Raw genomic sequence first — 26,554 nt, forward strand, 5'->3', positions numbered from 1 at the left:
GGCCCCTGCTCGCGCCTCGCCGGCGTTGACACCTCTGGTACATTTGCGCCCCTCCGGTCGAAGCGCAGCCGGGTCGCCCAGCAAGGAGCCAAAGCCGATGAAGCCGTTCGCCGCACTCTTCGCCTCCGCCCTCATCGCAACGCTGCCTCTCCTGGGCCAGACCCCGGTCGATCCGAAATCGCCGATCGCCGGGTACCCGGACGGGCGCGGGCCCAAGGGCCCCGTGGTCGTGAAGATCGTCTCGCCCACGGCGGACGAGGTCATCCCGTGGCCCGCGGCGGACGCAGGCCAGCCCGCGCCGAAGGGGGCCCGCGTCGAGGTGAAGGTCACGGTCGAGAACTTCGAGACCTTCAAGGACGAGGCGACGGGGAAGGGACAGCACGTTCAGCTGGTCCTCGACGGGCGGATCCTGCCGGAGTGGTACCAGACCGACAAGCCGTGGATCTTCCCCGCGATGCCCAGGGGCACGCACACGCTCCTCGCCTTCGTCCAGCGGCCCTGGGAAGAGGCGATCCGCGAGAGCGGAGCCTTCGCGGCCGTCACGTTCCACGTCGGCGAGAAGAACGGGAAGCCGGCGTTCGACATGGCCCAGCCCGCCATCACCGTGGGCGGCCCGCGCGGAAAATTCAAGAAGTCGGAAGCGGCGAGGATCCTCTTCGACGTCTACGTCACGGGCTGCAAGGTGGGTCCGGCGACCGACGCCAACGCCTGCCAGATCGTCTACCGCCTGAACCAGGACCCGCAGAAGACCCTCACGACCTGGGCGCCCGCCATCTGGGAGAACGTCCCGGTGGGCAAGCACAGCTACATCGTCGCCCTCTACCGGGCCGAAAAGCGGATCGAGGCTCCCTTCGCGCTCTCGCAGGGGTTCTTCGAGGTCGTCGACGGTCCGGAAGCGCCCGCCGCGCCCGGTGCTCCAGCAGCTCCCGCCGCTCCGGCTGCTCCCGCCGCTCCGGCTGCACAGGCCCCCCCGGCCGGCTGACGCAAGTCCTCGGCTTCGGGCGCGGGACCCTTCGTCCCGCGCCCGTCCTCCGATGCCGCTCATCTACCAGAGCCCCGGGACGCGCACCTGTGTCGTCGACCCTCCGCTGGTCCTCGCGCCGATGGCGGGAATCACGGACGGGACGTACCGCCTGCTCCTGCGGCGGATGGGGGGCGTCGGCCTCGTCACGATGGAGTTCGTCTCCTCCGAGGGCCTGACCCGCGGCAACCGCCGCACCGAGCGGCTCCTCCGGTGGGAGCCCGAGGAACGCCCCCTCTCCATCCAGATCTACGGTGCCGACGCCACGCGCATGGCCGAGGCCGCCCGGCGGGTCGAGGAGGAAGGGGTCGACGTCTGCGACATCAACATGGGCTGCCCGGCGAACAAGATCCTGAAGGGATGCGCCGGAGCGGGGCTGATGCGGGACCTCGAGCGTGCGAAGGGGATCATCGCGGCGTGCCGCAAGGCGCTGCCGACGACGCCGCTCACGGTGAAGTTCCGGGCCGGGATCACGGAGGAGACGCTCAACTTCGCCGAGCTCGGGAGGATCTGCGAGGGGGAAGGGGTCGCCGCCGTCGCCCTGCACCCGCGGACGGCGAAGCAGATGTACTCGGGACGCGCCGACTGGAGCCGGATCGCCCGGCTGAAGGAGGCGGTGCGGATCCCGGTCGTCGGCAACGGCGACGTGGAGACGCCCGAGGACGTTCCGAGGATGCTCCGCGAGACGGGGTGCGACGCGGTGATGATCGGGCGGGCGACGATGAAGAATCCCTGGATCTTCCGGCAGGCGGCCGACCTCCTCGCCGGCAGGACTTACCGCGTGGCGACGCTGGAGGAGAGGCGCGACGTCATCCTTCAGCACTTCCGGCTGATCCGGGAGGCGGAGGAGGACATCCCGAAGCGGATGATGGGAAAGCTGAAGACGTTCACCGGCTGGTACACGCACGGCGTCCCCCGGGGGACGGAGCTGCGCCGCCAGATTCAGTCGCTCCCGAGCCCCGAGGCGTTCCTGGAGGCCGTGGAGTCGTTCTTCGGCCTGCGGATCGACGAGCGGGAGGGCCGGGCGTCCGCTCCGGAGGTCTACGATGCGCCATCGGGAAGCCCGGTTCTTGCGTAAGACCGGGCGGGAGGTCCTCTCCGTGCGACGTGTCGTCTCTTCGCTCCTCGTCGTCCTCGCCGCCGTCCTGGCGCTTCCGGCCAGCGGGCAGCCCGCTGTGGCCGGCCAGCCCGTCCAGCAGACCTCCGGGGAGGCGCTCGGCGTCTCCATCCCGCTCGAGCTGCGCGAGCAGTTCCTCGGAGCCAGCGCCGGGAAGACGGTGGTCCGCTTCACCCTTTCCTTCTCCCGGTCCGACCTGCGCGAGAAAGCGAGGCTCGCCCCGCGGGTCTACGCTTTCTTCGTCGCGGGAGAGGCGAAGAGCGCGGCGGGCGAGGTCGTCGACACGTTTCGCGAACCGGTCGACGTCGACCTCGGCGACACGGACGTCACCCGGCCCCTGACCGCCTCGTTCCTGAGGTCGCTTCCTCCCGGCGAGGTCTCGCTGAACCTGCGGCTCGAAGCCGCCACCGGGAAGGCGCTGGCATTGAGGGCCGTCACGCTGACGGTGCCGAAGATGACCTCGGAGTTCCGCGCCGAGGACGCCGGGCCGGTCACGGCCTCGGCGATCCTCCTCGAAGAGGGCAACCGCGACGAGGTGCCCGCCGGGGCCCGGGACCTCCTGCGCTTCCTGCCGCCGACGCGCGAGGTCCCGGTGGGGCTCCTCCGGATCGAGTGCGAGGCGAAGGCCCCGATCACGCGGGTCGAGTTCCACCTCGGAGAGAAGCTGATCCTCGTCAGGAACCGTCCTCCGTTCACCGTCGAGATCGACCTCGGGACGGTCCCGAGGAAACAGACGCTGCGCGCCCTCGGCTTCGACAAGCTCGGCAACTTCGTCGACGCCGACGCGTGGGCCCTGAACGAGAAGGAAGCGAAGCTCGCGGTGAGGGTCCTCGACCTTCCGAAGGCGAAGGGCAAGACCGACGCCGAGGTGAAGGTCTCGGTCCAGTCGGTCGCCGGGGCGACCGCGAAGAAGGTCGAGCTGTGGCTGGACGACCGCAAGGTCGCGGAGTGGACGGCGCCCCCCTACCGGGCGACGGTGCCGGCCGCCGAGGTCGCGAAGGCGACGCTGATGCGCGCGTCGGCGTTCGACCTCGAGGGGAAGGAGTACTCCGACTTCCGGATGCTGCGCGGGGACAACCGGCTCGTGGCGAGCGTGGAGGTGAACCTCGTCGAGCTGAACGTCTCCGTCTTCGACGAGGCCGGGCGCTTCGTGAAGGGGCTCTCGAGAGGGGACTTCACCGTCCTGGAGGACGGCGAAAAGAAGGAGCTCTCGGCTTTCGAGTTCGCCGAGTCGCTCCCGATGGCCCTCGGCCTGGTGATCGACGGCTCCGGCTCGATGGACAAGTCGATGCCCCTCGTGAAGCAGGCGGCGACCGAGTTCGTCACGAACCTGATCGGCGAGAAGGACAAGGGCTTCGTCATCGAGTTCCGCGAGCGGCCGTCGCTCCTCGCCCCGATGACGTCGCGCCGGACCGACCTGATCCGGGCGATCGGCGAGACGCGCGCGGGGGGCGCGACGGCGTTCCACGACTCCATCGTCCTCGGCCTCTACCAGTTCCGTCCGCTCGCGGGCAAGAAGGCGCTCGTCGTCCTGACGGACGGCAAGGACAACCACTCTTCCACCGACTGGCCGACGCTGAAGCGCTACGCGCGGACCGCGGGGGTGCCGATCTACTTCATCGGCCTCGACCTCGGGATGTTCGACATGGGGCTGAAGTCCCGCCTGAAGGAGCTCGCCGAGGACACGGGCGGGGAGACGTTCTTCATCGGCAAGGCGGCGGAGCTGCCCGATATCTACCGGAAGATCGAGACCGAGGTCCGCTCCCAGTACTTCCTGAGCTATCTCAACGAGTCGAAGAAGAAGGACGACGTGTACCGGCTCGTCGAGGTCCGGTTGGGGAAGCCCGGACTGAGGGCGAAGACGATCCGCGGCTACTTCCCGTAAGGGGTGGTGCCGTCCGGCCGGGGTGCGCGGCGGGCGGAGTGGAGCCTGGCCGCGAGGGCGGCCACGTGCTCCGCCCGCGTTCCGCAGCAGCCGCCGGCGACGCGGGCGCCGAGGGCGATCCAGGAGAGCGCCAGCTGGGCGTAGTCGGCGGGCGCGATCGGCTCGGCGAAGACGCCGAGCGCCTCGTCGATCGCGATCCCCGGGTTTCCGTACGCGGCGAGCGGAACCCCGGGCGCGGCGGCGGCGAGGAGGGCGAGGCTCGCGCCGAGCCGCCGGGCAGGGACGCAGTTGACACCGAGCGCCACGGGAGGAGAGGCGAGATCGAGTAGGGCGCGTGCGGCGCCTCCGAGCGGCTCGCCCGAGAGCAGCGCGCCATCCTCGCGCGTCGTGGCGCTGGCGACGACCGCGAGACCGGTGGCCGTGGCCGCACGCGCCGCGGCGAGCCACTCGCGCGCCGTTCCGAACGTCTCGAGGAGCAGGAGGTCGACACCGGCCTCGGCGAGCGCCGCGGCGTGGAGCGCGTGGAGACGGGCGAGCTCGGCTTCGGCCGGGACGAGGTCGGGACGCCAGCAGTCTTCGACCGGAGCGACGGAGCCGGCCACGAGGAGGCCGGGGCGGACGGAGGCCGCCTCCCGCGCGAGGGCGACGGCGTGCCGGGTGGCGTCGCGCGCCGCCTCGCCGAGGAGCCTGGGCTGCGTCCGGAACGTGCAGGCGGTGAGGATGTCGGCCCCGGCGGCGACGTTCTCGCGGTGCACGGCCAGGACGAGGCCGGGCGTCTCGAGCACGGCGCGGGCGCTCCAGAGCGGAGGGGCGGACGGGGCGCCTCGCCGTGACAGCTCGGTCCCGAGGGCGGCGTCGAGGAGGAGCGGCCGCTCCCGCAGGAGGGCGCGAAGCGACGCGGCGTTCACTCCTCGACGGGCGGGTAGGCGCCGGAGATCGGCCCCTGCCCGAAGCGGGCGCCGTAGGCGAGGGCGGCGAGGCCGGCGCGGTTGCGGGCGCCCGTCTTGCGGAAGGCGCTGGCCAGGTGCGTCCGCACGGTCTCGATCGAAAGGCCCATCTTTTCGCCCGCCTCCCTGTTCGACAGACCGTGCGCGACGAGAGACACGACGGACGCTTCCGCCCGCGTGAGGTCGAACCGGGCGACGAGATCCGCCTCGTCGACGGGTGGGGGAGAGTCGTTCGAGACGACGAAGACGACGGAGGGCTTGCCGGTGGCTCCTCCCGTCGACTCCTCCGCCACGTCGGCCGCCACCAGCCGCAGGGTGCCTCCGGTACGGCGCGGGTCGTCGACGGTCGAGGCCGACTCCTCGTCCCCGTGGAGGGCGCGCCGCGCCGCTCGAAGGACGGCCGAGGTGATCGCGGGACCTCCGAACTGCTTCTTGGCGACGGTGTTCATCGCGAGCAGGTTTCCCTCGGCGTCGAGAACGAGAGCGGCCACGGGAAGACGGTCGAGGACGAACTGCATCGCGCGGGCACGGCGCGAGAGGTCCTCGAGGAGCTTCTTCATGGTGTCCATGTCCTCGAGCAGGGGAAGGACGAGCCGTCCGAAGGCCATCTCGCTGTCGGTGAAATTGCCGGCAGATTCCTCGTAGTCGAGGGTCTTCTTGCCGCTCTTCTGGAGTTTCTCGAGGAGCCTGCGAACGGCCTCGAAGCGCATCCCTACCGCCCTCGGAGCCGACTATACAGGGGAGAAGGGGGTGCCGATAATCCGCGCCATGTCTGACGTGAAGCGGAACTGGGCCCTCGTCCTCGGTGCGTCCTCCGGTTTCGGCGAGGCGGCGTCGATCGCCCTCGCGAAAGCCGGCCGGAACGTCTTCGGCGTTCACCTCGACCGCCGCGCCACCCTTCCGAACGTGGAGCGGATCGCCGGGGAGATCGAGGCCGCAGGCGGCCGGTCGATCTTCTGGAACGTGAACGCCGCCGACGCCGAGAAGCGGGCGGAGGTGATCGCCGGCATGAAGGAGGCGATCGCCGCGGCCGCGGACGCGCCCGCGGTCGACGTCGTCCTCCACTCGCTCGCCTTCGGGACGCTGAAGCCGTTCCTGGGCGAGGAGAAGGAACGGATGACGAAGGCGCAGATGGAGATGACGCTGGACGTCATGGCCCACTCGCTCGTCTACTGGACGCAGGATCTCGTCGCGGCCGGCCTCCTCGGCGCGGGCGCGCACGTGTTCGCGATGACCTCGGCCGGCGGGCACCGGATCTGGCAGTCGTACGGCGCGGTCTCGGCCGCCAAGGCCGCCCTCGAGAGCCACTGCCGCCAGCTCGCCGTGGAGCTCGTGGGCAAGGGGATCGCGGTGAACGCGATCCGCGCCGGCGTCACCGACACGCCCGCCCTCCGGAAGATCCCGGGCAACGCGCAGATGATCGAACGGGTCCTGGCCGTCCACCCGGCGGGCCGGCTCACGACGCCCGAGGACGTGGCGAACGTGATCGTCGCGGTGGCGCGCCCGGAGACGGCCTGGCTCACGGGCAACGTCCTCGGCGTCGACGGGACCGAGGACCTGATCGGGTGATCGCGCTTGGGCCGGGCTCCTTCGCCCTCGTCACCGGCGCCTCCGCCGGCATCGGCGAGGCGATCGCGAGGGGGCTCGCGCGGAGGAAGGTCCCGCAGCTACTCGTCGCGCGCTCGGGTGACACGCTCGCCGCGCTCGCCGGCGAGCTGCGCTCCCTCTCGGGCGTCGCCGTCGAGCCGATCGTCCTGGACCTCGCGTCCGAAGGCGCCGCCGGACGGCTCGCCGCCGCCACGGAGGGCGCCGGGAAGCCGGTGGGCCTCCTCGTCAACAACGCCGCCTTCGGCTACTACGGGCCGCAGGAGGATCAGGACCTCGAGCGGACGCTCCGCATGCTGCAGCTGAACGTCGCGGCACTCGTCGACCTGACGCATCGGCTTCTGGCGCCGATGCGTGCGCGGGGAGGCGGATACGTCCTCAACGTCGCCTCGACCGCGGCGTTTCTTCCGGTGCCCTACATGGCGGTCTATGCCGCGACGAAGGCGTTCGTCCTGTCGTACTCGCAGGCGCTCCACGAGGAGCTGAGGGGCCGGGGCGTCGTGGTCACGGCGCTCTGCCCCGGGACGACCCGGACCGACTTCCACCGCGTCGCGGGGCTGGCGCCCGGGGCGAGCGTCCGCTTCCCGTCGCTCTCGGCCGAGACCGTCGCCGAAGCAGGATTGCGCGGCCTCGATCGCGGCCGGGCGATCGTCGTCCCGAACCTCCTCGACTCCGCCTGGATCCTCACGGGGCGCCTCGTCCCGAGGACCGTTCCTCCGAAGATCGCCGCGGCGGTCTTCTCCAGGCTGAAGAGAACCTCCCCGGTCTGAACCGCTCGTCAGACGTGGCCGCGGCGCGAGTCCTCACCGCGCGGAGGGGGAGGCGCCGAAGGCGCCGCGGGGGGACTCGGCGGTCCGGGTCCCCCCGATCGATTTCAGACGTGGCCGCGGCGCGAGGCGATCGTGCCGCCGAAGAGGCCCGCCAGGACCCCTCCCAGAACGAGGACTCCGCAGGTTGCGGGAGAGAGGAACCGGACGACGAAGACCCCGAGGAGGACGTTCTCCGTCGAGGCGACGAAGAAGAGGAGCCCCCGGAAGGCGACGGCGAGGAGGCCGAGCGCCACGAGCCCTCCGAGGACCCCCTGCAGGACGCCCCCGAGGAGAAACGGACCGCGGATCAGGACCTCCGGCGCGCCGACGAGCCGGAGGATGTCGATCTCGTCGCGGTGGAGGAGGATCGTCAGCCTCACGACGTTGGCGATCGTGAAGGCCGCGCCGAGCGCGAGCAGGACTCCGGTGGCCAGGCCCGCCGCGGCGACGAGACGGACGACGCCGCGAAGGCGGCGGATCCAGTCGACGTCGAACTGGACCTCCTCGACCGCGGGGTGGGCGGCGAGGTTCGCGAGGAAGGGACGCAGGGCGGCGGAGGAGATCGCGCCCGGGAGGAGGTCCAGCTCGACGGACGCCGGGAAGGGGTTTCCGGAGAGTGTTCCCGCCGCGCCGGCGAGGCTGCCGAACGAGCGGGCGAACCGGCTCCGCGCCTCCTCGGGCGAGACGCGCCGGACCGCGGCGACGAGCTTCGACTCCATCGCCCTGGTCTCGAGAGCCGCCTTCGACGCCTCGTCGGCGCCGGGGCGCAGGAAGAGGGTCACGGCGGTCTCCTCGCGGAGCGTGTCGACGACGCCGCCGAGGTTCTCCGCCGCGAGGAGGAAGAGGCCGACGAGAAAGAGGGAGAAGGAGATCTGGAGAATGGAGACGACCGTCACGCGACGCGCCCGCCAGAGACCGGAAAGAGCCTCGTCGAGGAGCGAGACGAACGCGGCTCCCCGCCTCACCGTGCGTCCTCGTCGCGAGGCGGGAGCTTGATGCCGCCCTCGCGCCGCCAGGCCGCCTGTGGCGGGAGAGCGGCCTCCACGAGCCCCTCGAGGACGCCGCCGCGGTCGAGCGTGAGGCACCGGCGGCCCGTTTCCCGGATGAGGTTCACGTCGTGGGTGGCGACGAGGACGGTCGTCCCGCGGACGTTGATCTGCGAGAAGAGCCGCATCACCTCCTGGGCGAGGCGGTGGTCGAGGTTGCCGGTCGGCTCGTCGGCCACGAGGAGCTCGGGCTCGTTGACGAGGGCGCGCGCGAGAGCCACCCGCTGCTGCTCGCCCCCCGAGAGCTCTTCGGGAAAGGCGTTCACGCGGTGGTGGAGCTCGACGAGGCGGAGCACCTGGTAGGCGCGCCGGCGGCGCTCGGCGAGCGGGACGCCGAGGAACTTCAGGACGAACGAGACGTTCTCGAAGACGGTCCTCGAGGGGAGGAGCTTGTAGTCCTGGAAGACGATCCCCATCGTCCGTCTCAGCTCGGGGACGCGCCCCGGGGGCATCGCCCCGACGTTCCTCCCGTTGACGAGGATCTGACCTTCGCCGGGTCCCTCGGCGCGGTAGAGGAGCTTGAGGACGGTCGTCTTGCCGGCGCCGGAAGGGCCGGTGAGGAAGACGAACTCTCCCTGCGCCACCTTGAAGGAGAGGTTCCTCAGGACGCGCCGCCCGTGGTACTCCTTCGAGACACCGTAGAACTCGATCACGCGTCGAGCGTCTCCCTGAGGAGGCGGTTCACGAGCGTGGGGCTCGCCTTCCCGCCGGTCGACTTCATGACCTGGCCGACGAACCAGCCGAACGCGGCCGCCTTCCCGCCGCGATAGGCCGCGACCTGCGCCGGGTTGGCGGCGACGACCTTCTCGACGGTGCCGCGGATCGCCCCCTCGTCCGTCACCTGGACGAGACCCTTCTCGCGGATGAGGGCGTCGACGTCGGCGCCGTCCTCGCACAGGAGCGGGAAGAGATCCTTGGCGATCTTCCCCGAGATCGTCCCGTCGTCGATCCGCGCGACGAGGCGCGCGAGGACGGCCGGCGCGACGGGGAGGCGCCCCTCCTGCCGGTCGGCGTCGGTCATCCGCGCCAGCAGGTCGCCGAGGAACCAGTTCGCGAGGCCCTTCGGGTTCGAGGGGTGGAGGGCGACGGCCTCCTCGAAGGCGTCGGCGAGGGGCCGCGTCGTGCAGAGGGTCGCGGCGTCGGACGGCGGGAGGCCGAGCGTGGAGGCCAGCCGCGCGGCCCTCGGCTCCGGCAGCTCGGGGAGCGCGGCGGCAACCTGGGCGCTCCAGGCCGCGTCGACGACGAGAGGGCCGAGGTCGGGATCGGGGAAGTAGCGATAGTCCATCGCCTCCTCCTTCGACCGCATCGGGCGCGTCGCTCCGCTGCCCGGGTCGAAAAGGCGCGTCTCCTGGACGATCTCGCTTCCCCGCCGGAGCGCCTCCGTCTGGCGGGAGATCTCGTGCTCGAGCGCCTTCTTCACGTGGGCGATGGAGTTGAGGTTCTTGATCTCGACCTTCGTCCCGAGCGTGGCGGCTCCGGCCGGGCGCAGCGAGACGTTCGCGTCGCAGCGCAGGGACCCTTCCTCCATGTTGCCGTCGGAGGCGCCGACCCAGCGGACGAGCCGGCGAAGACGCACGAGGAAGTCGTAGGCCTCCTCGGGCGAGCGCAGGTCGGGCTCGGTGACGATCTCGGCGAGCGGCGTGCCGGCGCGGTTCAGGTCGACGAGGGAGACGCCCGTCGGGACGTCGTCCCAGGGGACCTCGTGCATCGACTTGCCGGCGTCCTCCTCGAGGTGGATCCGGTTCAGCCGGATCGCGCGGGGCGCTCCATCCTCGCCGCGCACCTCGACGACGCCGCCGGTGGCGAGCGGCCGGTCGTACTGCGAGATCTGGTAGCCCTTCGGAAGGTCGGGGTAGAAGTAGTTCTTTCGCGCGAAGACGGACGTCTCGTGGATCTCGCAGGCGGTCGCGAACGCGAGGCGCAGGGCGAGGCTCACCATCTCGCGGTTGAGGACGGGGAGGGCGCCCGGGTAGCCGAGGCAGACGGGGCAGACGGCGGTGTTGGCGCTCGCGCCGAAGACGACGGGGCACGCGCAGAACGCCTTCGTCCGCGTCTTCAGCTGCGCGTGGACTTCCAGCCCGATGACCGTTTCGAACGCGTGTGCGGACATTGGCGGACCAGTCTAGCCGAGCCGGCTTCGGGCGCGCCGCGCTTCGGAGGGGTCCCGCATGCGGAGGAGTCTAGAATCACGGCCCCCGCGTCGCGAGGCGCCGCGTCTCATGCCGTCGAATCCCGTACATTCCCCGCACGCGCCCGGCCGAGCCACCGACGTCCCGCCGATCGTCTCGCGCATAACGCACCTGACGTTCGGTCTCTGGTTCCCGTTCTTCCGCTGGCTGGTCCTGCGCTTTCCGCCGGAATGGGTGGCCCGCCTCGCCGCGGCGACCGCGGAACGGGCGATCTGGGCGCGCGAGCCGGTACGCGAGGCGATCCTCGAGAACCACGCTGCCGTCCTCGGGCTCCCGCCGTGGCGGCGCGAGGTCGAGGAGTCGGCCCGGGCGATGCTCGGGCACCACTCGCGCTCCTGGATCGACCTCCTCCGCTTCTCCGCGCGGCCGCCGACGGACCTCGAAGCGATCGTCCCGCGGCGCGTGGGGACCGAGCACCTCGTCGCGGCGCGTGACGCCGGGAGGGGAGCGATCCTGCTGACCGCGCACGTCGGGAACTTCGAGATCGGCGGCTTCTTCCTCGGGGCGCTCGGCCTGAAAGTGGCGGTCGTCTACCTGACCGACCCGTCCCCCGTCGTCGAACGCGACCGGACGGCGGCGCGCGACCAGCTCGGTATCCGGTCGCTGGCGATGACGTCGGACTTCTCCGCGGTGAAGATCCTCCGGAGCCTGGAGGAGGGGTACTTCGTCGCGATCCAGGGAGACCGCGACTACGCCGGGACGGGGCGGACGCTTCCGTTCCTCGGCCGGGACGTGTCGTTCCCGGTCGGCCCGTTCCGGATCGCCGCGGCTTCCGGCGTGCCGCTTCTCCCGGTCTTCGTTCTCCGGGAGGAGGACGGGACCTATCGCACGGTGGTCGAGGCGCCGATTCACGTCGTGGCTTCTCCTCGCGGGCAGCGCGAGGGGGCGGAGCGAGCCGCCATGATGGAGTTCGTCTCGATCCTGGAGCGGACGGTCCGGGAGCACGGCGAGCAGTGGTACATGTTCTCCCGCTTCTGGGAGCCGCCGGTCTGAGGCCGGCCGGTCCCTGGAATGCCTCTTGCTAGACTGGGTTCCCTCCGGTGAAACCCGCCGGAACGACCCTTCTCGAAACATGAAGATCGTCCTCGCCATCGACCCCGGACAGCCGCACGCCGGTTACCGGGGCGCCCTTCTCGCCGCCGGGGCCCTCCCGGACGAGGTGGAGATCGTCCAGCCGGGGGACGCCCTTCCCGGGGAGTTCGACGGGCTCCTCCTGTCGGGCGGGAGCGACGTCGACCCGTCCCGCTATGGCGAGTGGCCGGTGAACGGCTCGGTCCACGTCGACACCGGGCGCGACGCGCTCGATTTCGATCTCCTCTCGCGGGCCGTTCGCCTCGAAGCTCCCGTCTTCGGCATCTGCCGGGGGCTCCAGGTCGTCAACGTCGCGTTCGGCGGGACACTCTGGCAGGACCTTCCCTCCCAGCGCGCGCGCGGCATCGAGCACTCCTTCCCGAGCCGGGAAGGGCACGATCGGGCCTACCCCGCGCACGTCGTGCGGGTTTCCCGCGACCTGCCGGGCACTCTCCCGTTGGCCGCGGTCCTCACCGCGGCGGACGGCGTCTTCGTGAACTCCCGGCACCACCAGGCCGTCAAGGACCTCGCCCCGGGCCTCGTGGCGCTCGCCGCCTCTCCCGACGGCCTCGTCGAGGCGTTCGCTCGCGAGGGCGGCCCGTACCTCGCCGCCGTGCAGTGGCACCCGGAGAACCTCGTCGACAGGCCGGACCAGAAAGCCCTCCTGGTGGAGTTCCTCGCCGCGTCCCGACGGCGTGCGACCCGCAACGACCATCACGACGAAACCCAGCTCGGAACCCTCGACGCCGGCGCGTCCTCCTCGACGCCGGGTCACGGTTCCGACGAGAAGCCGGAGCCTGCATGACCATCCGCACCGTCCTTTCCGCCGCACTGCTCTCCGTCACCGCCCTCGCGCACGTCGCCTTCTCCCAGACGCCGGTCGCGGTTCCGACCCCACCCCCTCTCCCGGAAGGCGTTCCGGCTTTCGAGGTGGCGCAGTACAACTCCTTCACCTGGTACGGCCGATTCGGTCTCACGAACTGCGCGTTCATCGACACGGGGGACGGCGTTCTCGTCATCGACACGGGCTGGACGAAGCAGGATGCCGAGAACCTCAAGGCGCAGATCAAGGAGAAGACGAAGGGCAAGCCCGTCCGCTGGATCGTGCTGACGCAGACGGACATCGACTCCAACGGCGGGATCGAGGCATTTCTACCGACGGACGCGACGATCTTCGTCCACGCGCGCGCCGCGGACGTGCTCTCGGGCAGCCTGTTCCGCTCCGCCGCGGGCCAGAAGCGTCCGACCGTCGTCGGGGTGACCGACCAGCTCGTCGTGAACGCGGGAGAGCGCCGGTTCGAGCTCGTCGCCGCTCCGGGCTCCGCCCACTCGGCCTACGACCTCGCGATCCTCTGCAACGACAACGCTCTCGCGTTCGTGGGCGATCTCGTGACGCCGGGCCGCTGCGTCAACCTCCAGGGGGCGGCGGCCGACCCCGTCGGCTGGCTGGAGATGCTCGATCGCGTCGGCAAGCTCAACCCCGCGGGCCTCGTTGCGTCCCGGAGCGAGCCGACGAAGCTGGTGTTCCAGGAGCTGGAGCAGGCGAGGAGCTACCTCGAACGGGTCGTGAGTTTTCTCGGCGAGCAGAAGGCGAAGGACGCGGCGGAAGCTCGCGTCGCCGGTGAGCTGTCCCTCAGGAAGCTGGGCGACTACTGCCCGGCCCGGGCCGACAACGCCAATATCCTGGCGCTCTATCGCCGGATGCGGCCCGACGGCACGTTCGCTCCACCGGCGTCGGCTGCGGCGAGCAGGCCGGTTCCGGCCATGCTCCCGCCGCCCGCTCCGTCCCAGGCACCGCGCTGAGCCCTGCGGGGTACCGAAAACGAGAATCCCGGCCGGTTGATCACGCCGGCCGGGACGTTACCTGAGAGCGACGGGTCCTCCGAACTCACGATCGCCCTCGTTCGATTGAGCCGCGTCCGCGGCCCGTCTTCCCTTCGCGGGGTCGATCTCGGATCGCCCCGGAAAGAACCTCTTCTCGCGGGAAAGAACCCCCTCGACCTGCTTGAGAATCTGGGCTCCCAAACGGGCCCTGTCAACCCCCGGAAGCGCGTGGCCAGCGCGCTTCGACCGTCGTCTGGATCCCTCCGCGTGGCGTGAAGACGCCGCGAACGGTCATCCGCCGCGGGTGTGTCGCGGCCACGAGATCGGCGAGGACCCGGTTCACGACGTTTTCGTTGAAGATCCCGAGATTCCTGAAGGCCAGGAGGTACTCCTTGAAGGACTTCAGCTCGACGCAGTGGGCGTCGGGCACGTACGTCACGACGAGCGTCGCGAAGTCGGGAAGGCCGGTCTTCGGGCAGATCGAGGTGAATTCCGGGATCGTGATGGCGACCTCGTAGTCGTCGCCGTACTGGGAGGGCCACGTCTCGAGGTCCGGGAGCGTTACCTTCGTTCCGGCGGCGGCGTGGTCGTCGGTGTAACCGGTCGTCATGGCGGGAGGATAGCCCGCCCTGCCCCTGGCCCGGAATGTGCGACACTCCGCGGCCGATGGCCATTTCGCCCGAGAAACGCAAGCAGATTCTGAAGGACATCCGCCAGCTCGTGTTGATGGCAGCGGTCATCCTGACGGGGCGGTCGGTCCTCGCCGACTGGTACGTCGTCCCGACCGGCTCCATGAAGCCGACGATCCTCGAAGGGGACCGGGTCTTCGTCTGGAAGTCGGCGTACCAGATCCGCCTGCCGTTCTCGAAGGTCCGGCTGATGAAGACGGGAGTTCCCCGGCGCGGCGACGTCGTCGTCGTGAGGAACCCCGACGGCGGAAGCGTTCCGTTCGTGAAGCGGCTCATCGGGCTCCCGGGTGACGTCGTGGAGCTGCGGAACGAGGCGCTCCTGGTCAACGGAAAGCCCCAGAAGGTGGAGTTCCTCCCCCCGCGGACCCTCGAGGACGGCGAGATCGAGATTCTGGGGACGGAGGGCATCGACGGGAGGACGCACCCGATCCGAATCCTCCCCGAGAAGCCCGCGCTCCGGAACTTCGGCCCGATCACGGTGCCCGAGGGCGAGGTCTTCCTGATGGGGGACAACCGGGACGAGAGCCGCGACGCGCGCTTCTTCGGCACCCGGCCCGTCGTCGACCTCCTGGGCCGTGCCGTCGGCGTGATGTGGAGCTGGAAGCTCCCCTTCATGGACGGACCGCGCTTCTCGCGGTTCGGCCGGGCGTTCATCACGTCGGCCACCGAAGCGAAATCCTGAACCTTTCCCCCACGGGGAGGGAACGCCGGTATTTGCGCTTTCGCTCGTTTGGAACTATTCTAAATCTCGTGAGGGCCGATTCCGAGACTCTGAAGGGGCTGTTGCGTGCACGCGGGCTGCGCGTAACGGAGCCCCGGGTGGCGGTCCTCGCCTACCTCGCCTCGACGGACCGGCACCCGACGGCTGAAGACGTCGAGACCGCCGTCAACGCCGGCGGCCCGGTCCTCTCCCGCGCGTCGGTCTACAACGTCCTCCACTCCCTCGCGCGCGCGGGGCTCGTGGCCGGGATGAGCGTGAAAGACGGCGCGACCCGCTACGACGCCTACGTCGTCCCGCACCACCACCTCCTCTGCCGCGCCTGCGGCCGGGTGGAGGACGTGGCGTGGCAGGACTTCGGCGTCGCGGAACGGGGAGTTCTCCCCGACGGCCGAGCCGTCCGGACCCTCGCTCTGACGCTCGACGGCGTCTGCACCGACTGCGGCTGAGCCCGCCGGGAGATCGGGGAACCGGGGAATCAGGGAACCGGGGAATCAGGGAACCGGGGAGAACCAGCTTCACCGTCACGTCGCTTCGACAGGGGGCCGCGGGCGGTGCGGTACGTCTCACGGCCGCCTGCTGCGCGCCGCCGACCCGCTTCCGACTTCGCTGCGGCCGGGCGGGGGGCCCGCGCGAACTCGCTTCGCTCAAACACGCGCGCGGGCCTGATCCCCGCCCGGTCCTCGCGAACTCGAGCGGGTCCCCGCCGGTGCTCGGGGGCGGCTCGCGAGACGCACCGCCCCGCCCGCGGCCGGCGAGCTTCACGAACCAACGGGGTCCAACCAACGGGGTCTGGTCTACGCTTTACACTCTGCGCGAGCCATAATATAAAATCAAGACCGACCCGGAAAGGAACCCCTGCTGGGCTGAGGGGGGAGGGTGTCCGGCGGGGGGGGGGGGGGGGGGGGGGGGGGGGGAGCGGGGGGGGGGGGGGGGGAGGCCCCGGCGAGCGCCGCCGTGGGACGCCCCTCCCCCCCGCGACTCGTGCGGCACGGTGAGGTGAACTGGAGTGCCCTCGGGTCCTCGGGTCCTTCGGTTCTTCGGATGCGCCGCGGGAAAAAAAGAAAAGGGAGAGGCGATTCCGCCTCCCCCTTTGAACGGACCGTGTTCGTTCGAGTTCGAGATCAGCGGCTCTCGAGCGGGACGTAGTCGCGCCGCGCGGGCCCGAGGAAGACCTGCCGGGGGCGGGCGATCTTCTGGTCGGTGTCGTTGACCATCTCGTGCCACTGCGCGAGCCAGCCCGCGGTCCTCCCGATCGCGAAGAGGACGGTGAAGTAGTCGGGCGGGAATCCCATCGCCTCGTAGATGAGGCCCGAGTAGAAGTCGACGTTCGGGTAGAGCTTCCGCTTCACGAAGTAGTCGTCCTGCAGGGCGATCCGCTCGAGCTCGACGGCGATCGTCAGGAGCGGGTTCTTCCCGGTCACCTCGAAGACCTGGTCGGCAAGCCCCTTGATGACCTTCGCGCGCGGGTCGTAGTTCTTGTAGACCCGGTGCCCGAAGCCCATCAGCTTCTTCTCGCCCTGTCCCTCCTTGACCTCCTTGACGAAGGCGGGGACGTTGTTGATGGTCCCGATCTCGCGGAGCATCGTGAGGACCGCCTCGTTCGCGCCGCCGTGGAGCGGCCCGTAGAGCGCGGAGATGGCGCCGGAGAGGCTCGAGTAGGGGTCGGTCTGGGCGGAGCTGATCGCCCGCATCGCGTTCGTGGAGCAGTTCTGCTCGTGGTCCGCGTGGAGGATGAACAGGACGTCGAGGGCCCGCTCGAGGACCGGGTTCACCTTGTACTTCGGCTCCGACATCTTCCGGAGCATCGAGAGGAAGTTGCCGACGTACGAGAGCTCGTTGTCGGGGTAGACGTACGGGAAGCCGATCGTGTGGCGGTAGGCGAACGCGGCGATCGTCGGCATCTTCGCGATGAGACGGATCGTGTGGTGGGCGCGCTGCCGAGGGTCGTTCACGTGCTTGGCGGTCGGGTAGAACGTCGAGAGCGCGCCGACCGTCGACTGCAGCATCCCCATCGGGTGCGCGTCGTGCCGGAACCCCTCCATGAACTTCTTGATGTTCTCGTGCAGGTAGGTGTGGTGCGTGACGTGGCGGGTGAACTCGGCGAGCTCGGGCTTCGTCGGCAGCTCGCCGTTCCAGAGGAGCCAGGCGACCTCGAGGAAGCTCGACTTCTCGGCGAGCTGCTCGATCGGGTAGCCGCGGTACTCGAGGATTCCCTTGTCGCCGTCGATGAAGGTGATCTTCGACTTGCACGACGCGGTGTTGAGGAACGCCGGGTCGTACGTCATCAGGCCGAAGTCGTCCGGGTTGACCTTGATCTTCCGGAGGTCCATCGCCCGGATGGTGTCGTTCTCGACCGGAACGACGTACTCTTTGCCGGTCCGGTTGTCCCGAATCGTCAGGCTGTTCTCGCTCATCCTTCTCCCCTTCCTTGGCACGCTGGACTGGACCGGCAATTCTAGCCCCGGAAGGGCCTGTATCGCGGCCCTTGCGCGCCTTTCCGGCGCAGCCGGGCAGGGCGAGGGGCTTGCATAGACCTTCCGGCGGGCCCGATCGCCCCCACGGAGACGCTGAATGAACCTTCGACGTTTTCTCGCCGAGGCCGGAACCCTCGTCGGTCTCTCGGTCGCCTGTGCGCTCGTGTCCAACGCTCTCGCCGGCAAGGAGCGCCGGCTGGCGATCCCGGGCGACTACCCGAACGCGACGACGGTCACAGCCCGGCCCGAAGCGCGGCCGCTGGCCACGTTCGAAGAGCCTCCCGCCCCGCCGGTGCCGGCCGCAGTGGCACCCACGCCCGCAGAAGGGGTCCCGGCGAGCGGCACCGCGCAGGCTCCCGCCGCCCGTCCGACCCCGATCGCCGCCGTGCCGGCAACCGTCCGGGACGTACCGCCGGACCCGGGGTCGCAGAGTCCCTCCGCCGAGCTTCTCGGCCGGTTTCCCGTGCACGGCCAGCCTTTCGTCGAGATCACGGGAGAAGCGGCGGCCTGGCTCCACGCCCGCGGCGCCCTCTTCCTCGATGCACGCCGTACGAAGGACTTCGCAGAGGGACACGTTGCCGGGGCTCGTTCCTTTCCGGTCTGGGAGTCGGAGGTCGTGAGGGAACGGGTCGCGGAGCTCGTCGCCCAGGGCCGCGATCCCTCTCTTCCCGTCGTCCTCTACTGCTCCGGAGGCGACTGCGAGGACTCGCACATGCTCGCCCAGACGCTCTTCGGTGCGGGCTTCGAGAACCTCCTCGTCTACAGGGATGGCTTCCCCGACTGGGTGAAGAGGGGCGGGGCGGCTCGTACCGGGGGCCCGGCGTGACGGTCCGGGAAGCCCTGACCCATCCCTGGCTCACGGTGCGGACCCAGATCGCGCTGGGAATCTTCTTCGTCGTCGCGGCGCTCCCGAAGATCGCCGACCCGCCCTCCTTCGCCCACATGGTCTACAACTACCGTCTGCTTCCGGGCCCCCTCGTGAACCTGGCGGCTCTGACGATGCCGTGGGCCGAGCTGCTGATGGGGATCGCCCTGATCTGCGGAATATGGCGAAGGACGGCGGCGTGCCTCGTCGGCGCGCTGCTCGCCGTTTTCATCCTCGCCATCTCGATCAACCTCCTCCGGGGTAACGCCATCGACTGCGGCTGCTTCGACGTCGCGGCGGCCGGGCTGAGCGTGGAGGAGCGGCTTCACGAGATGTGGATGGTGATCGTGCGGGACGTCGGAATGCTCCTTCTCGTCGCGCAGGGACTCCTCGGGGCGGACCGGGCGGAGGGGGACCCTGCAGCCTGACGCGCTCCGCCCCTGGTGCACGGAACCCGGCTATGATCCGGGCCAGAGCAATATCCGGAGAACGTCGAAGCCGTGCCGACCAATCGTGACCTCGCCCTCCTGAAGGCGTTCGAAACCGTTCTCACCGAGGGGCGGTTTCTGGACGAGTCGATCGGGACCATCCTGGACACCGCACTGCGCTTCTTCGACGCGGTCGCCGTCGCGCTCCAGCCGGCCGGGGGAGCGCCGCCGATCAGCCGGGCGGGTTCCTCCATCGTCGCGACGGCTGCCGAGCAGCGGCTCGGCCGCGTCCTCGAAGGGCTCCTCGCGGAAGGGCGCGAGAAGCGCGTGGCCGAGTCGGGACTCATCTTCGTCTGCGCCCCGGTGAAGGTGGGAGAACAGGTGAGCGGCGCCTTCGGCGTCTCCCTTCCCCTGTCGGCGGGGAAGGGGGTCGACGTCGACGAGGGCATCCGCTCCTTCGCGCAGATCTTCGGACGGATCCTGGAACGCGAGCGGAGCGTCGCGACGCTCGTGAAGCGGCGCGAGGAGGCCGTCGCCCTCTTCGAGCTCGCGTCCGGTGCCCTTCACACGCTCAACGCGGACGAGGTCGTCCGTCTCACGGCGGCCTCGCTGCAGCGACAGCTCGAGTTCGACCAGGTCCAGGCCTACCGTTACCACGCCGAGCAGAAGGAGATCGAACACATCCTCGGGCAGGGCACGTCTCCGGGTTCCGGTGGCGGGTTCGTCCCCGGCCAGCGCCGGCCGATCGACGCCGACGGCATTCTCGTCCGGGCGCTCGCGGCGCACGGCCCCGCGTTCGACGACGATGACGATGACGACGACAGCAAGGGCCCCCGCCGCCGCCGCCGGCTGGCCATACCTCTCGAACAGGGAGACGTCGTCTTCGGCTTCCTGACGATGTCGCGCCGGGGCGCCTTCGTCCTGACCCCGCAGGAGATGCGCCTCGTCCAGGAGCTCGCCCGCCTCGCCGCCGGAGCCCTCGAGAAGGCGCGCCTCATCGACGCCGAGCGGCGCAACGCCGAACGGGTCGCCTTCGTGAATCGCGTCCACGCCGCCCTGGGCGGCCTGACGGAGCTCGACGCAATCCTGGAGAGGACCGTCCAGGAGATCGGTTCCCACTTCGACCTCGACCTCTGCGCCGTTCAGCTCCACCCGCTCGACCAGCTCGCAGGGCCTTCGGCCTTCTGCTGGAAAGGGGGGGCGCCGCCCGGGCGGGGCCGCGATGAGATTCCGAAGGCGCTGTTCGAGGTCCTCTCGGCCGAAGGGTCCTACGCCCTCCTGCCCGACGTGGCATCCGGAGAGCAGGGGCTCGACCTCGTGCCGGTGCCCGACGCGGCCAAGGACCTGCCGCGGCCCCTCAGCCTCGTCGCCGTACCGCTCGCGTCCCGGGGCGAGATCGTCGGTGCCCTCGTCGGGTTGGGCGCCGGCCGTCCCTGGGCCTTCGGCCCTCCGATGCTCCGTTCGTTCCAGGCTCTCGCGGTCGAGGTCTCGCTCGCCGTGACGTCGGCCCGCCTCCTGCAGCGGGAGCGCGAGTCCTACCGGTTTCTCGACCGCCTGCGCGAGGTCGGGCGCTCCTTCACGACGACCTTCGACGGCGCGCGCATCAAGCAGACCCTCTGCGAGCAGGCCGTCGCGCTCCTCGCCGGCACGAGCGCCCAGTTCTGGGACGCCGACGCCCAGACGAAATCGCTTCGCGTCCTCGCGCACTGGGGCGGCGACGGAGGCGCCGAGGGGCATCGTGCCGTCCCGACCGAGAGCACCGAACACCCCGTCGTCCGCGCCTGGCTCGAGAAGGCGCTCGTCCTCGTCGGAGAGACGGAGGTCGCCGCGCTCTACCCGCCTGCGTCGGGCGCGACGTCCCCGGCGACCCTGCGCGCCGCGGCCGTCCCGCTCCTCTACCAGGACGAACAGATCGGCGTCCTGACGTTCACGTTCCGCTCGCCCGGCAACACCTGGCCTTCGGAGCTCGGCGGGAGGCTCTCCCTCCTCGCCGACGCCGCCGCCGTCGCTCTCCACAACTCGCGGCTCATGAAGATCATCGAGCAGCAGACCGAGCGCGACGGCGTCACCGGTCTCTACAACCAGGGGGCGATCCTGAGGCGGCTCGAGTCGGAGCTGAGGCGCGCGGAGCGGAGCGGACAGCCCCTTTCCGTGGCGCACATCCGTGTGGACGGGCTCGCCGAGGCGGGCCAGCGTTTCGGCGTTCCCTACGGCGATTCGCTCCTGCCGAAGGTGGCGGCGCAGCTCGTCCGGGCGACGCGGTCCGTGAACATCGTCGGACGGGGAAAGGGCGACCGCTTCTGGATCCTCGTCTTCGAGGCGAACAAGGCGACGGCGCAGCGCGCCGCGGAGGCGATCCAGAAGAACTTCATGTCGGCTTTCGACCCGAGGCTCGAGGCGACCGGCCTGAAGTTCTCCCTGACGATCGGGCTCGCGGCCTACCCGGAGGACGCGTTCGACACCGCGAGCCTCCTCTCGCGCGCCGAGGAGGCGCTGGACGACGCGAACCGCGCCGGTCCCGGAACGATCTCCCAGTACGGGGCCCTCGCCGAGGCGGACCTCGGCGACGCGTTCTAGCGCCGAAACCGTTTCACGCGAAGACTTCGACGGGAACGGCGTGCACCGTGAGGCGCGCGACCCGGGCGATGTCCTCGAGGGCATCCGTCGAAAGCGGATGAACTCCCGCTTCCATCGTCTCCCGCGCCACCGTGTAGACCTGCACCGCCGCGAGCGAGCCGCCGGCCCGGACGACGTCGGCGAGCCGGCCGGCCCAGGCCGCGACCTCCGCGGTTGAAGGGATCCCGAGCGCGTCCGAACGGAAGAACATCGACTGGACGACGACGGGGTGCCGGCGCGCGGCGGCGGTGAGGTTCGCCAGGACGCGCGCGAAGGGAACCGACGTGCGGCAGACGGCGCGGTAGAACGGCTCGGTTCCCGCGTCGAGCTTGACCCAGAAGCGGCCGCCGCGGGAGGCGAAGAGGTCGTGGGCCTCCCGCATCTCGGCCCGGCCGAGCCCGGAGCCGTTCGTGATGAGGATCACCGGGACGCCGGAGAGGCCTGCCGCATCCCGCGCGTCGAGCACCACGCGTGCGAGCGGGAGGAACCCGCGGAAGGTGGACGGCTCGCCGTCCCCGGCGAAGGCGACGTCGCGAGGGGCCTCGCCGCCGCCGCGAAGAGCGACCAGCACCGTCGAGAGCTCGGCCGTCACCTCGGAAGCCACGATCGCCGGGCGTCGCACGTGGCGGGCGATCGCGCGCCGGTCGATCACCTCGCAATAGACGCAGTCGAAGTTGCAGGTCTGCTGCGGGTCGAGGTTGATCCCGACGGAAAGACCTCCCGACCGTCGCGAGCGGACGACGTAGACGAAGCGCCGCCCGTTGGCGGCGCGATCGTGACGGTGCGTGACGCGCTTCTCACTCACGAGGGCCCCCGGGTCGTATGCTAAGGCCGAGAAACGAGGACGCCATGGCCGTAACCCCCGGAACCCTCCTGGGTCGATATCGCCTACTCGAGCGCGCGGGCGCCGGCGGAATGTCGGAAGTCTGGCGGGCCGAGGACCAGACCCTCCACCGCACCGTCGCCGTCAAGGTCATCCACGATCCGATCGCCGCGGACCCGACCTTCGCGGAACGCTTCCTCCGGGAAGCGCGCCTCGTGGCGGGGCTCGAGCACCCGAACATCCTCTCCGTCTACGATTTCGGGACGGCGCCCCTCGGGGGCAAGGACGTTTCGTACCTCGTCATGCCCCTGGTCTCCGGGGGCTCGCTGAAGGAGCGGATCCGGGGGCCCGTGCCACCCGCCGAGGCGGTGCCCTGGCTCGCCGCGATCGCGGCCGCCCTCGACCACGCTCATTCGAAGGGGATCCTCCACCGCGACGTCAAGCCGGGGAACGTCCTCCTCGACGCCTCGGGACGACCGCTCCTGGCCGACTTCGGCCTGGCGCGCAGCGCCGACTCGGTGTCGGGGCTCACGGCCACGGGCACGGTGATGGGGACGCCGTCGTACATGGCGCCGGAACAGGCGATGGGGAAGGCGCTCGACGCGCGGGCCGACCAGTACGCCCTCGCCTGCATCGCCTTCGAGATGCTGACGGGGCGCGTTCCCTTCAAGGCGGACACGCCTCTCGCGGTTCTCCACCAGCACGTCAGCGTCCCGCCCGAGCCGGTGACCTCGTTCATCGGAGGGTTGCCCCCGGGCGTCGACGACGTCCTCTCTCGCGGGCTCTCGAAGAACGCCGCCCAGCGCTACGGCAGCTGCACGGAGCTCGTGTCGGCTCTCGCCGCCGTCTTCGGGCTCTCCCTCGGATCGATCGCCGCGACCTCGGCTCCGGTGCGCGCGGTCCCGCCGCCGCCACCGGGAGCGCCCACGATCCACGGCGCGCCGACGTTCCTCGAGGGCCGCCGGGACGCGGCCGTCGAGAGTCTTCCGACGGTGGTTTCCAGGCCCGCCAACGTCGTCTCGGGCGGGAACCTGTCGTCGCCCGAAGCGAAGATGGCCGCCGCGGCCTCGCTTCCGCCACCGCCGCCGGCTGCCCGGCCGAAAAAAGGGCCGAGCCCCGCCGTGCTCGCCGTGGCAGCGGCTCTCGTCCTCGCGGTGCTCGGCGGCGGCGGCTGGTTCGCGTGGTCGCGCCTGGCGCCCGGGAAGGACGGCGACGCCCCGCCCGCGACGGCGTCGACGCTCGCGAGCGTCGAAACGTCCACAGCGCCGGCAGAAGCTCTGCCGTCGGGCGGCGGGGCGAGCGGGGTAGCGGGAACGGTCACGGAAGCGGGGACGGCGGGCTTCGCGTCGGCCGGGTCCGACCCGGCGAAGCCGCCGGACGCCCCTGAATCCCCGGCTGACGCCGGGTCGCCGATGGGGCAGGTCGCGGATACGGGCTCGACGGCCGCTACGACCACGACGGACCCCGCCGAGGGGCGGCCGCCGGCGGCCACGGGAGGCTCGACGATGTCCCGCGGCGAGGACCGGCCGCGGCGTCCTGGCGTGGCGGAGCGCGAGATGACGCAGGCGGATGGAGGAGAGCTGGCGCTTCCGAGGCGCGAGGCTCTCGTGGACGGGGGAAGCTGGTCCCTGGACTCCCGGGTCGAGCGGGCCTACGTCGCCCTCGACACGACCCGGACGAAGGGAACGCTGACCCGGGAGGCCCTCGCCGAGGCCGGGGGTGCGGCACGTGAGATCTCCGCCACCAGCGACGAGCCGGAGGCGTTCTTCATCGATCTCTACACGCGGGCCGGGAGCGCCTTTCTCAACGGTGACAACGCCACGGCGTGGCAGCAGCTCGCCGAGGCCTTCAGGGTCGACGCCGCCGGGGCCGCCGGAGGGCGCGTCCTGCGATTCGTGAGGAAGGTGATGCGCGGGAAGGGGCGGAACCCGGGACCGGACGCGAACTGGATCCTGGGCCTCGCGTTCGGAGACGTGCGGGGCGATCTCGACGAAGAGCTCGAGGCGGCCGCCGAGCGGGCGCCCGGCAACAGGATGGTCCTCTTCGCGCGGGCGCTCCGGGCCGTCGAGGTCCGCGACAGCCGAAAGGCCACGGCGCTCCTCAGGGAAGGCTGCTCGGGCGGCATCGAAGAGGCCTGCCAGCTCCTCGACCGGCGGTAACCCCGGAAACGCGAACGGGCGCGGCGGGGAACCCGCCGCGCCCGCACCTGGCCCTCTCCGACCTCGTCAGTTCTTGATCATGTCGCCGGACTTGAAGCCCGAGCCGCTGACGATCGAAGCCGTCGAGAGGCGGGCGCCCATCACCTTCGTGACCTTCACGCGGCCGACCTTCGTCTCGTCGGAGCCGAGGACCTCACCCGTGTCGGGGTCCTTGATGACGTTGCCGACCCGGTAGACGTCGAACGCGTCGCCTTCCTTGACGCCGGCCTCGGCGCCGACGTTGAGGAAGACCGAGCCCCCCTCGACCTTCGCGATCTTGCCGGCGATTCCGGAGGCGTCTCCCGCGCCGCCGAGGCCCGAGGTCGGGGCCGAGGCTTGCGCCATGGACGCCGCGAGCTTCACGACGACGGGCCTCAGAACCCGATCGAGCTTGCGCTTGTCGTCGACGCCACCGCCGGCGCCCGCGACGTAGACGCTCGCGTCGGAGGTCGTCTCCTTGGCGGTGTCGGCCCAGACGATCTCGCCGGTGGTCGTGTTGATCATCCGGGCGTCGATGGAGGCGTCCATCTTCTGCGAGCCGACGCGCACGGACGGCATGCCGAAGACACCGGGGACCCGGGCGCCCCGGTCGGCGACGCCCAGCTCGGTCAGCGCCCCGGTGACGAGGTACTCGACCCCGAGGAGCTTTCCCGCCTTGACGGCCGTCTTGGGATCGATGTCACCGGAGAGGGAGAGGCCCTTCTCCTGCATGATCGCGGCGAGCTGCTCGCGCTCGATGACGCGGTACTTCCCGCTCTTGACGAGCTCGGTGACGAACATGTCCTGGGCGGCCTCACCGGCGCGGTACCAGCTGTAGTGGGACGTCTTGTCCTTGAACTCGATGACGGCCACCCGCGGCTTGGCTGCGGCTGCCGCGGCGGACGAGGCGACGGCCGCGAGGAGGCCGAGCGCCACGGCGAGGTTCTTCTTCATCAATCGATCCTCCGTACTGCGGGCATTCTCCGCCCGCCCGCTGTCCCCTTCAACCGGCGTGCCGGCCCGGGCGCCGTGCGGCCGGACACGAAAGAGGACGTTCCGTGCCCGGCGGGCGCCGCGCCCGGAGGAAGCGGGAGATCGCCTGCGGTACCCGCCCTCGCGCCGCCGGGACGGCCGGGCTAGACTCCCCGCCCTCGCATGAGCTCCAGACAGAGAACGACCGTCATCCGCAGCTCCGGCAGCTACCTTCCGCCCCAGGTCGTCACGAACGAGATGCTCTCGAGGATCATGGACACCACCGACGCGTGGATCGTCCCGCGGACGGGCATCCGGGAGCGCCGGTTCGTCGCGCCCGGAGTCGGCCCTGCCGAGCTCGCCGAGCACGCGGCCCGAACGGCCCTCGAGAAGGCCGGGTTGACGCCCGGCGACGTCGACCTCGTCATCTTCGCGACGATGACCCCGGACCACTACTTCCCGGGAAGCGGCGGTCTTCTCGCGGCCCGGCTCGGGATGACGAGCACCTTCGCCCTGGACATCCGGATGCAGTGCGCCGGATTCCTCTCCGGCCTGCAGACCGCCGACGCCTTCATCCGTTCGGGGACCTACGACCGGGTCCTTCTCGTGGGCGCCGAGGTCCACTCCGGGCTGATGCCGTGGCCCGAATCCGTCTGGGACGTGATGCTCGGTCGAGGCGAGGGGCCGTGCGACCCCTACTGGTACGAGAGGGCGACCGGGATGCGGGACCGTGCGGTCCTTTTCGGGGACGGCGCGGGCGCGCTGGTCCTCGAGGCGAACGAATCGGGCGACGGCCGCGGCTTCCTCGGCTTCGTCATGAAGACGGACGGCGCCCACTGGGACAAGCTCTACGTTCCCGGCGGCGGCTGCAAGTCACGCCCATATTTCACGCCGGAGATGTTCGACGCCCTCGGGACGATCCCCATCGTCGAGGGCCGGCAGGTCTTCCGCCTCGCGAGCCAGCTGATGCCGGAGGCGGTGCGGGACGTTCTCGCGAAGACGGGCCACGGTCTCGGGGAGCTGGACCTCCTCCTGATGCACCAGGCGAACCTGAGGATCAACGAGTCGGTCCAGAAGGTCCTCGGACTTCCCGACGAGAAGGTCTTCAACAACATCCAGAAGTACGGCAACACGACGGCCGCGACGCTCCCCCTCGTCTACGACGAGGCCGTGGCCGCGGGGCGAATCGGTCCGGGCGCGCTCGTCGGCTTCACGGCCCTCGGCGCAGGCCTGCACTGGGGCGCCGCGGTCGCGCGCATCTGAGCGCTCGGCGCC

Annotated in this window: 24 protein-coding genes; 15 read left to right on the top strand and 9 right to left on the bottom strand. The window is 70.7% G+C overall.

The genetic code is table 11. The features are described from left to right. Positions 1-97 precede the first annotated feature (97 nt). Genes IPN03_09050 through IPN03_09060 form a run of 3 tightly spaced genes read left to right on the top strand, consistent with a single transcriptional unit; the run spans position 98 to position 4,023 of the window. Positions 98-982, top strand: a complete 885-nt coding sequence (locus IPN03_09050) for a hypothetical protein (protein MBK9373858.1) — start codon at positions 98-100, stop codon at positions 980-982. Between the two features lie 52 nt (positions 983-1,034). Next, entirely contained in the window at positions 1,035-2,099 is a 1,065-nt protein-coding gene (gene dusB / locus IPN03_09055) for a tRNA dihydrouridine synthase DusB (protein MBK9373859.1), read from the top strand. Beyond that, positions 2,092-4,023 (top strand): VWA domain-containing protein, encoded by a 1,932-nt coding sequence (locus IPN03_09060; protein MBK9373860.1) that lies wholly within the window; start codon positions 2,092-2,094, stop codon positions 4,021-4,023. Before dusB ends, IPN03_09060 begins: the two co-directional genes overlap by 8 nt. Here IPN03_09060 and IPN03_09065 read toward each other — a convergent pair. Together IPN03_09065 and IPN03_09070 are read right to left on the bottom strand one after the other, a co-directional pair. Continuing rightward, complete coding sequence (locus IPN03_09065; protein MBK9373861.1) at positions 4,011-4,931, bottom strand: homocysteine S-methyltransferase family protein; 921 nt, start codon at positions 4,929-4,931, stop codon at positions 4,011-4,013. The genes IPN03_09060 and IPN03_09065 overlap by 13 nt on opposite strands. Continuing rightward, positions 4,928-5,680 (bottom strand): hypothetical protein, encoded by a 753-nt coding sequence (locus IPN03_09070; protein ID MBK9373862.1) that lies wholly within the window; start codon positions 5,678-5,680, stop codon positions 4,928-4,930. The genes IPN03_09065 and IPN03_09070 overlap by 4 nt, the downstream gene beginning before the upstream one ends. A 58-nt stretch (positions 5,681-5,738) precedes the next feature. On the opposite strand from IPN03_09070, the gene IPN03_09075 reads away from it, so the two are divergent. Further along, complete coding sequence (locus IPN03_09075; protein ID MBK9373863.1) at positions 5,739-6,539, top strand: SDR family oxidoreductase; 801 nt, start codon at positions 5,739-5,741, stop codon at positions 6,537-6,539. Further along, positions 6,539-7,345, top strand: coding sequence for an SDR family oxidoreductase (locus tag IPN03_09080; protein MBK9373864.1), 807 nt, complete (start codon positions 6,539-6,541; stop codon positions 7,343-7,345). The genes IPN03_09075 and IPN03_09080 overlap by 1 nt, the downstream gene beginning before the upstream one ends. 104 nt (positions 7,346-7,449) lie before the next feature. On the opposite strand, the gene IPN03_09085 is transcribed toward IPN03_09080, so the two are convergent. Genes IPN03_09085 through gatB form a run of 3 tightly spaced genes read right to left on the bottom strand, consistent with a single transcriptional unit; the run spans position 7,450 to position 10,540 of the window. Beyond that, positions 7,450-8,349 (bottom strand): hypothetical protein, encoded by a 900-nt coding sequence (locus tag IPN03_09085; protein ID MBK9373865.1) that lies wholly within the window; start codon positions 8,347-8,349, stop codon positions 7,450-7,452. Next, complete coding sequence (gene ftsE / locus IPN03_09090; GenBank protein ID MBK9373866.1) at positions 8,346-9,083, bottom strand: cell division ATP-binding protein FtsE; 738 nt, start codon at positions 9,081-9,083, stop codon at positions 8,346-8,348. Before ftsE ends, IPN03_09085 begins: the two co-directional genes overlap by 4 nt. Next, entirely contained in the window at positions 9,080-10,540 is a 1,461-nt protein-coding gene (gene gatB / locus IPN03_09095; GenBank protein ID MBK9373867.1) for an Asp-tRNA(Asn)/Glu-tRNA(Gln) amidotransferase subunit GatB, read from the bottom strand. Before gatB ends, ftsE begins: the two co-directional genes overlap by 4 nt. Positions 10,541-10,649: 109 nt before the next feature. Here gatB and IPN03_09100 point away from each other — a divergent pair, with 109 nt between their 5' ends. The 3 genes from IPN03_09100 (at position 10,650) to IPN03_09110 (ending at position 13,493) form a co-directional block, all read left to right on the top strand. Then, on the top strand, positions 10,650-11,612 hold the full coding sequence (locus tag IPN03_09100; protein ID MBK9373868.1) for a lysophospholipid acyltransferase family protein: 963 nt from the start codon (positions 10,650-10,652) through the stop codon (positions 11,610-11,612). Positions 11,613-11,691: 79 nt separating this feature from the next. Further along, the gene (locus IPN03_09105) at positions 11,692-12,495 is read left to right on the top strand and encodes a gamma-glutamyl-gamma-aminobutyrate hydrolase family protein (protein MBK9373869.1); all 804 of its coding nucleotides are present in this window, start codon (positions 11,692-11,694) and stop codon (positions 12,493-12,495) included. After that, on the top strand, positions 12,492-13,493 hold the full coding sequence (locus tag IPN03_09110) for an MBL fold metallo-hydrolase (GenBank protein ID MBK9373870.1): 1,002 nt from the start codon (positions 12,492-12,494) through the stop codon (positions 13,491-13,493). Before IPN03_09105 ends, IPN03_09110 begins: the two co-directional genes overlap by 4 nt. A gap of 232 nt (positions 13,494-13,725) precedes the next feature. Here the strand turns inward: IPN03_09110 and queF are convergent, their stop codons facing one another. Next, positions 13,726-14,124 (bottom strand): NADPH-dependent 7-cyano-7-deazaguanine reductase QueF, encoded by a 399-nt coding sequence (gene queF / locus IPN03_09115; GenBank protein MBK9373871.1) that lies wholly within the window; start codon positions 14,122-14,124, stop codon positions 13,726-13,728. 56 nt (positions 14,125-14,180) lie between these two features. On the opposite strand from queF, the gene lepB reads away from it, so the two are divergent. Then, complete coding sequence (gene lepB / locus IPN03_09120) at positions 14,181-14,885, top strand: signal peptidase I (GenBank protein MBK9373872.1); 705 nt, start codon at positions 14,181-14,183, stop codon at positions 14,883-14,885. Positions 14,886-15,022: 137 nt separating this feature from the next. Next, positions 15,023-15,370, top strand: coding sequence for a transcriptional repressor (locus tag IPN03_09125; GenBank protein ID MBK9373873.1), 348 nt, complete (start codon positions 15,023-15,025; stop codon positions 15,368-15,370). A gap of 675 nt (positions 15,371-16,045) precedes the next feature. Here IPN03_09125 and IPN03_09130 read toward each other — a convergent pair. After that, the gene (locus tag IPN03_09130; protein MBK9373874.1) at positions 16,046-17,338 is read right to left on the bottom strand and encodes a citrate synthase; all 1,293 of its coding nucleotides are present in this window, start codon (positions 17,336-17,338) and stop codon (positions 16,046-16,048) included. 157 nt (positions 17,339-17,495) lie between these two features. Here IPN03_09130 and IPN03_09135 point away from each other — a divergent pair, with 157 nt between their 5' ends. The 3 genes from IPN03_09135 to IPN03_09145 all read left to right on the top strand — a co-directional run bounded on the left by IPN03_09135 (position 17,496) and on the right by IPN03_09145 (position 21,268). Then, on the top strand, positions 17,496-18,224 hold the full coding sequence (locus tag IPN03_09135) for a rhodanese-like domain-containing protein (protein ID MBK9373875.1): 729 nt from the start codon (positions 17,496-17,498) through the stop codon (positions 18,222-18,224). Continuing rightward, entirely contained in the window at positions 18,221-18,691 is a 471-nt protein-coding gene (locus IPN03_09140; protein ID MBK9373876.1) for a DoxX family membrane protein, read from the top strand. Before IPN03_09135 ends, IPN03_09140 begins: the two co-directional genes overlap by 4 nt. Before the next feature lie 72 nt (positions 18,692-18,763). Then, positions 18,764-21,268 (top strand): diguanylate cyclase, encoded by a 2,505-nt coding sequence (locus IPN03_09145; protein MBK9373877.1) that lies wholly within the window; start codon positions 18,764-18,766, stop codon positions 21,266-21,268. Between the two features lie 13 nt (positions 21,269-21,281). Here IPN03_09145 and IPN03_09150 read toward each other — a convergent pair whose 3' ends face one another. Beyond that, positions 21,282-22,112, bottom strand: a complete 831-nt coding sequence (locus tag IPN03_09150) for a radical SAM protein (GenBank protein MBK9373878.1) — start codon at positions 22,110-22,112, stop codon at positions 21,282-21,284. Positions 22,113-22,156: 44 nt separating this feature from the next. On the opposite strand from IPN03_09150, the gene IPN03_09155 reads away from it, so the two are divergent. Beyond that, positions 22,157-24,289 carry a serine/threonine protein kinase gene (locus IPN03_09155; protein ID MBK9373879.1) on the top strand — a complete coding sequence of 711 codons (2,133 nt, stop codon included), beginning with the start codon at positions 22,157-22,159 and terminating at the stop codon, positions 24,287-24,289. Positions 24,290-24,355: 66 nt separating this feature from the next. On the opposite strand, the gene IPN03_09160 is transcribed toward IPN03_09155, so the two are convergent. Then, positions 24,356-25,261 (bottom strand): hypothetical protein, encoded by a 906-nt coding sequence (locus IPN03_09160; GenBank protein ID MBK9373880.1) that lies wholly within the window; start codon positions 25,259-25,261, stop codon positions 24,356-24,358. Positions 25,262-25,462: 201 nt separating this feature from the next. Between IPN03_09160 and IPN03_09165 the strand changes: the two genes are divergently transcribed. Then, complete coding sequence (locus IPN03_09165) at positions 25,463-26,542, top strand: ketoacyl-ACP synthase III (protein ID MBK9373881.1); 1,080 nt, start codon at positions 25,463-25,465, stop codon at positions 26,540-26,542. The last annotated feature ends 12 nt before the right edge of the window (positions 26,543-26,554 follow it).

The organism is Holophagales bacterium (assembly GCA_016719485.1).
GTDB lineage: Bacteria > Acidobacteriota > Thermoanaerobaculia > UBA5066 > UBA5066 > UBA5066.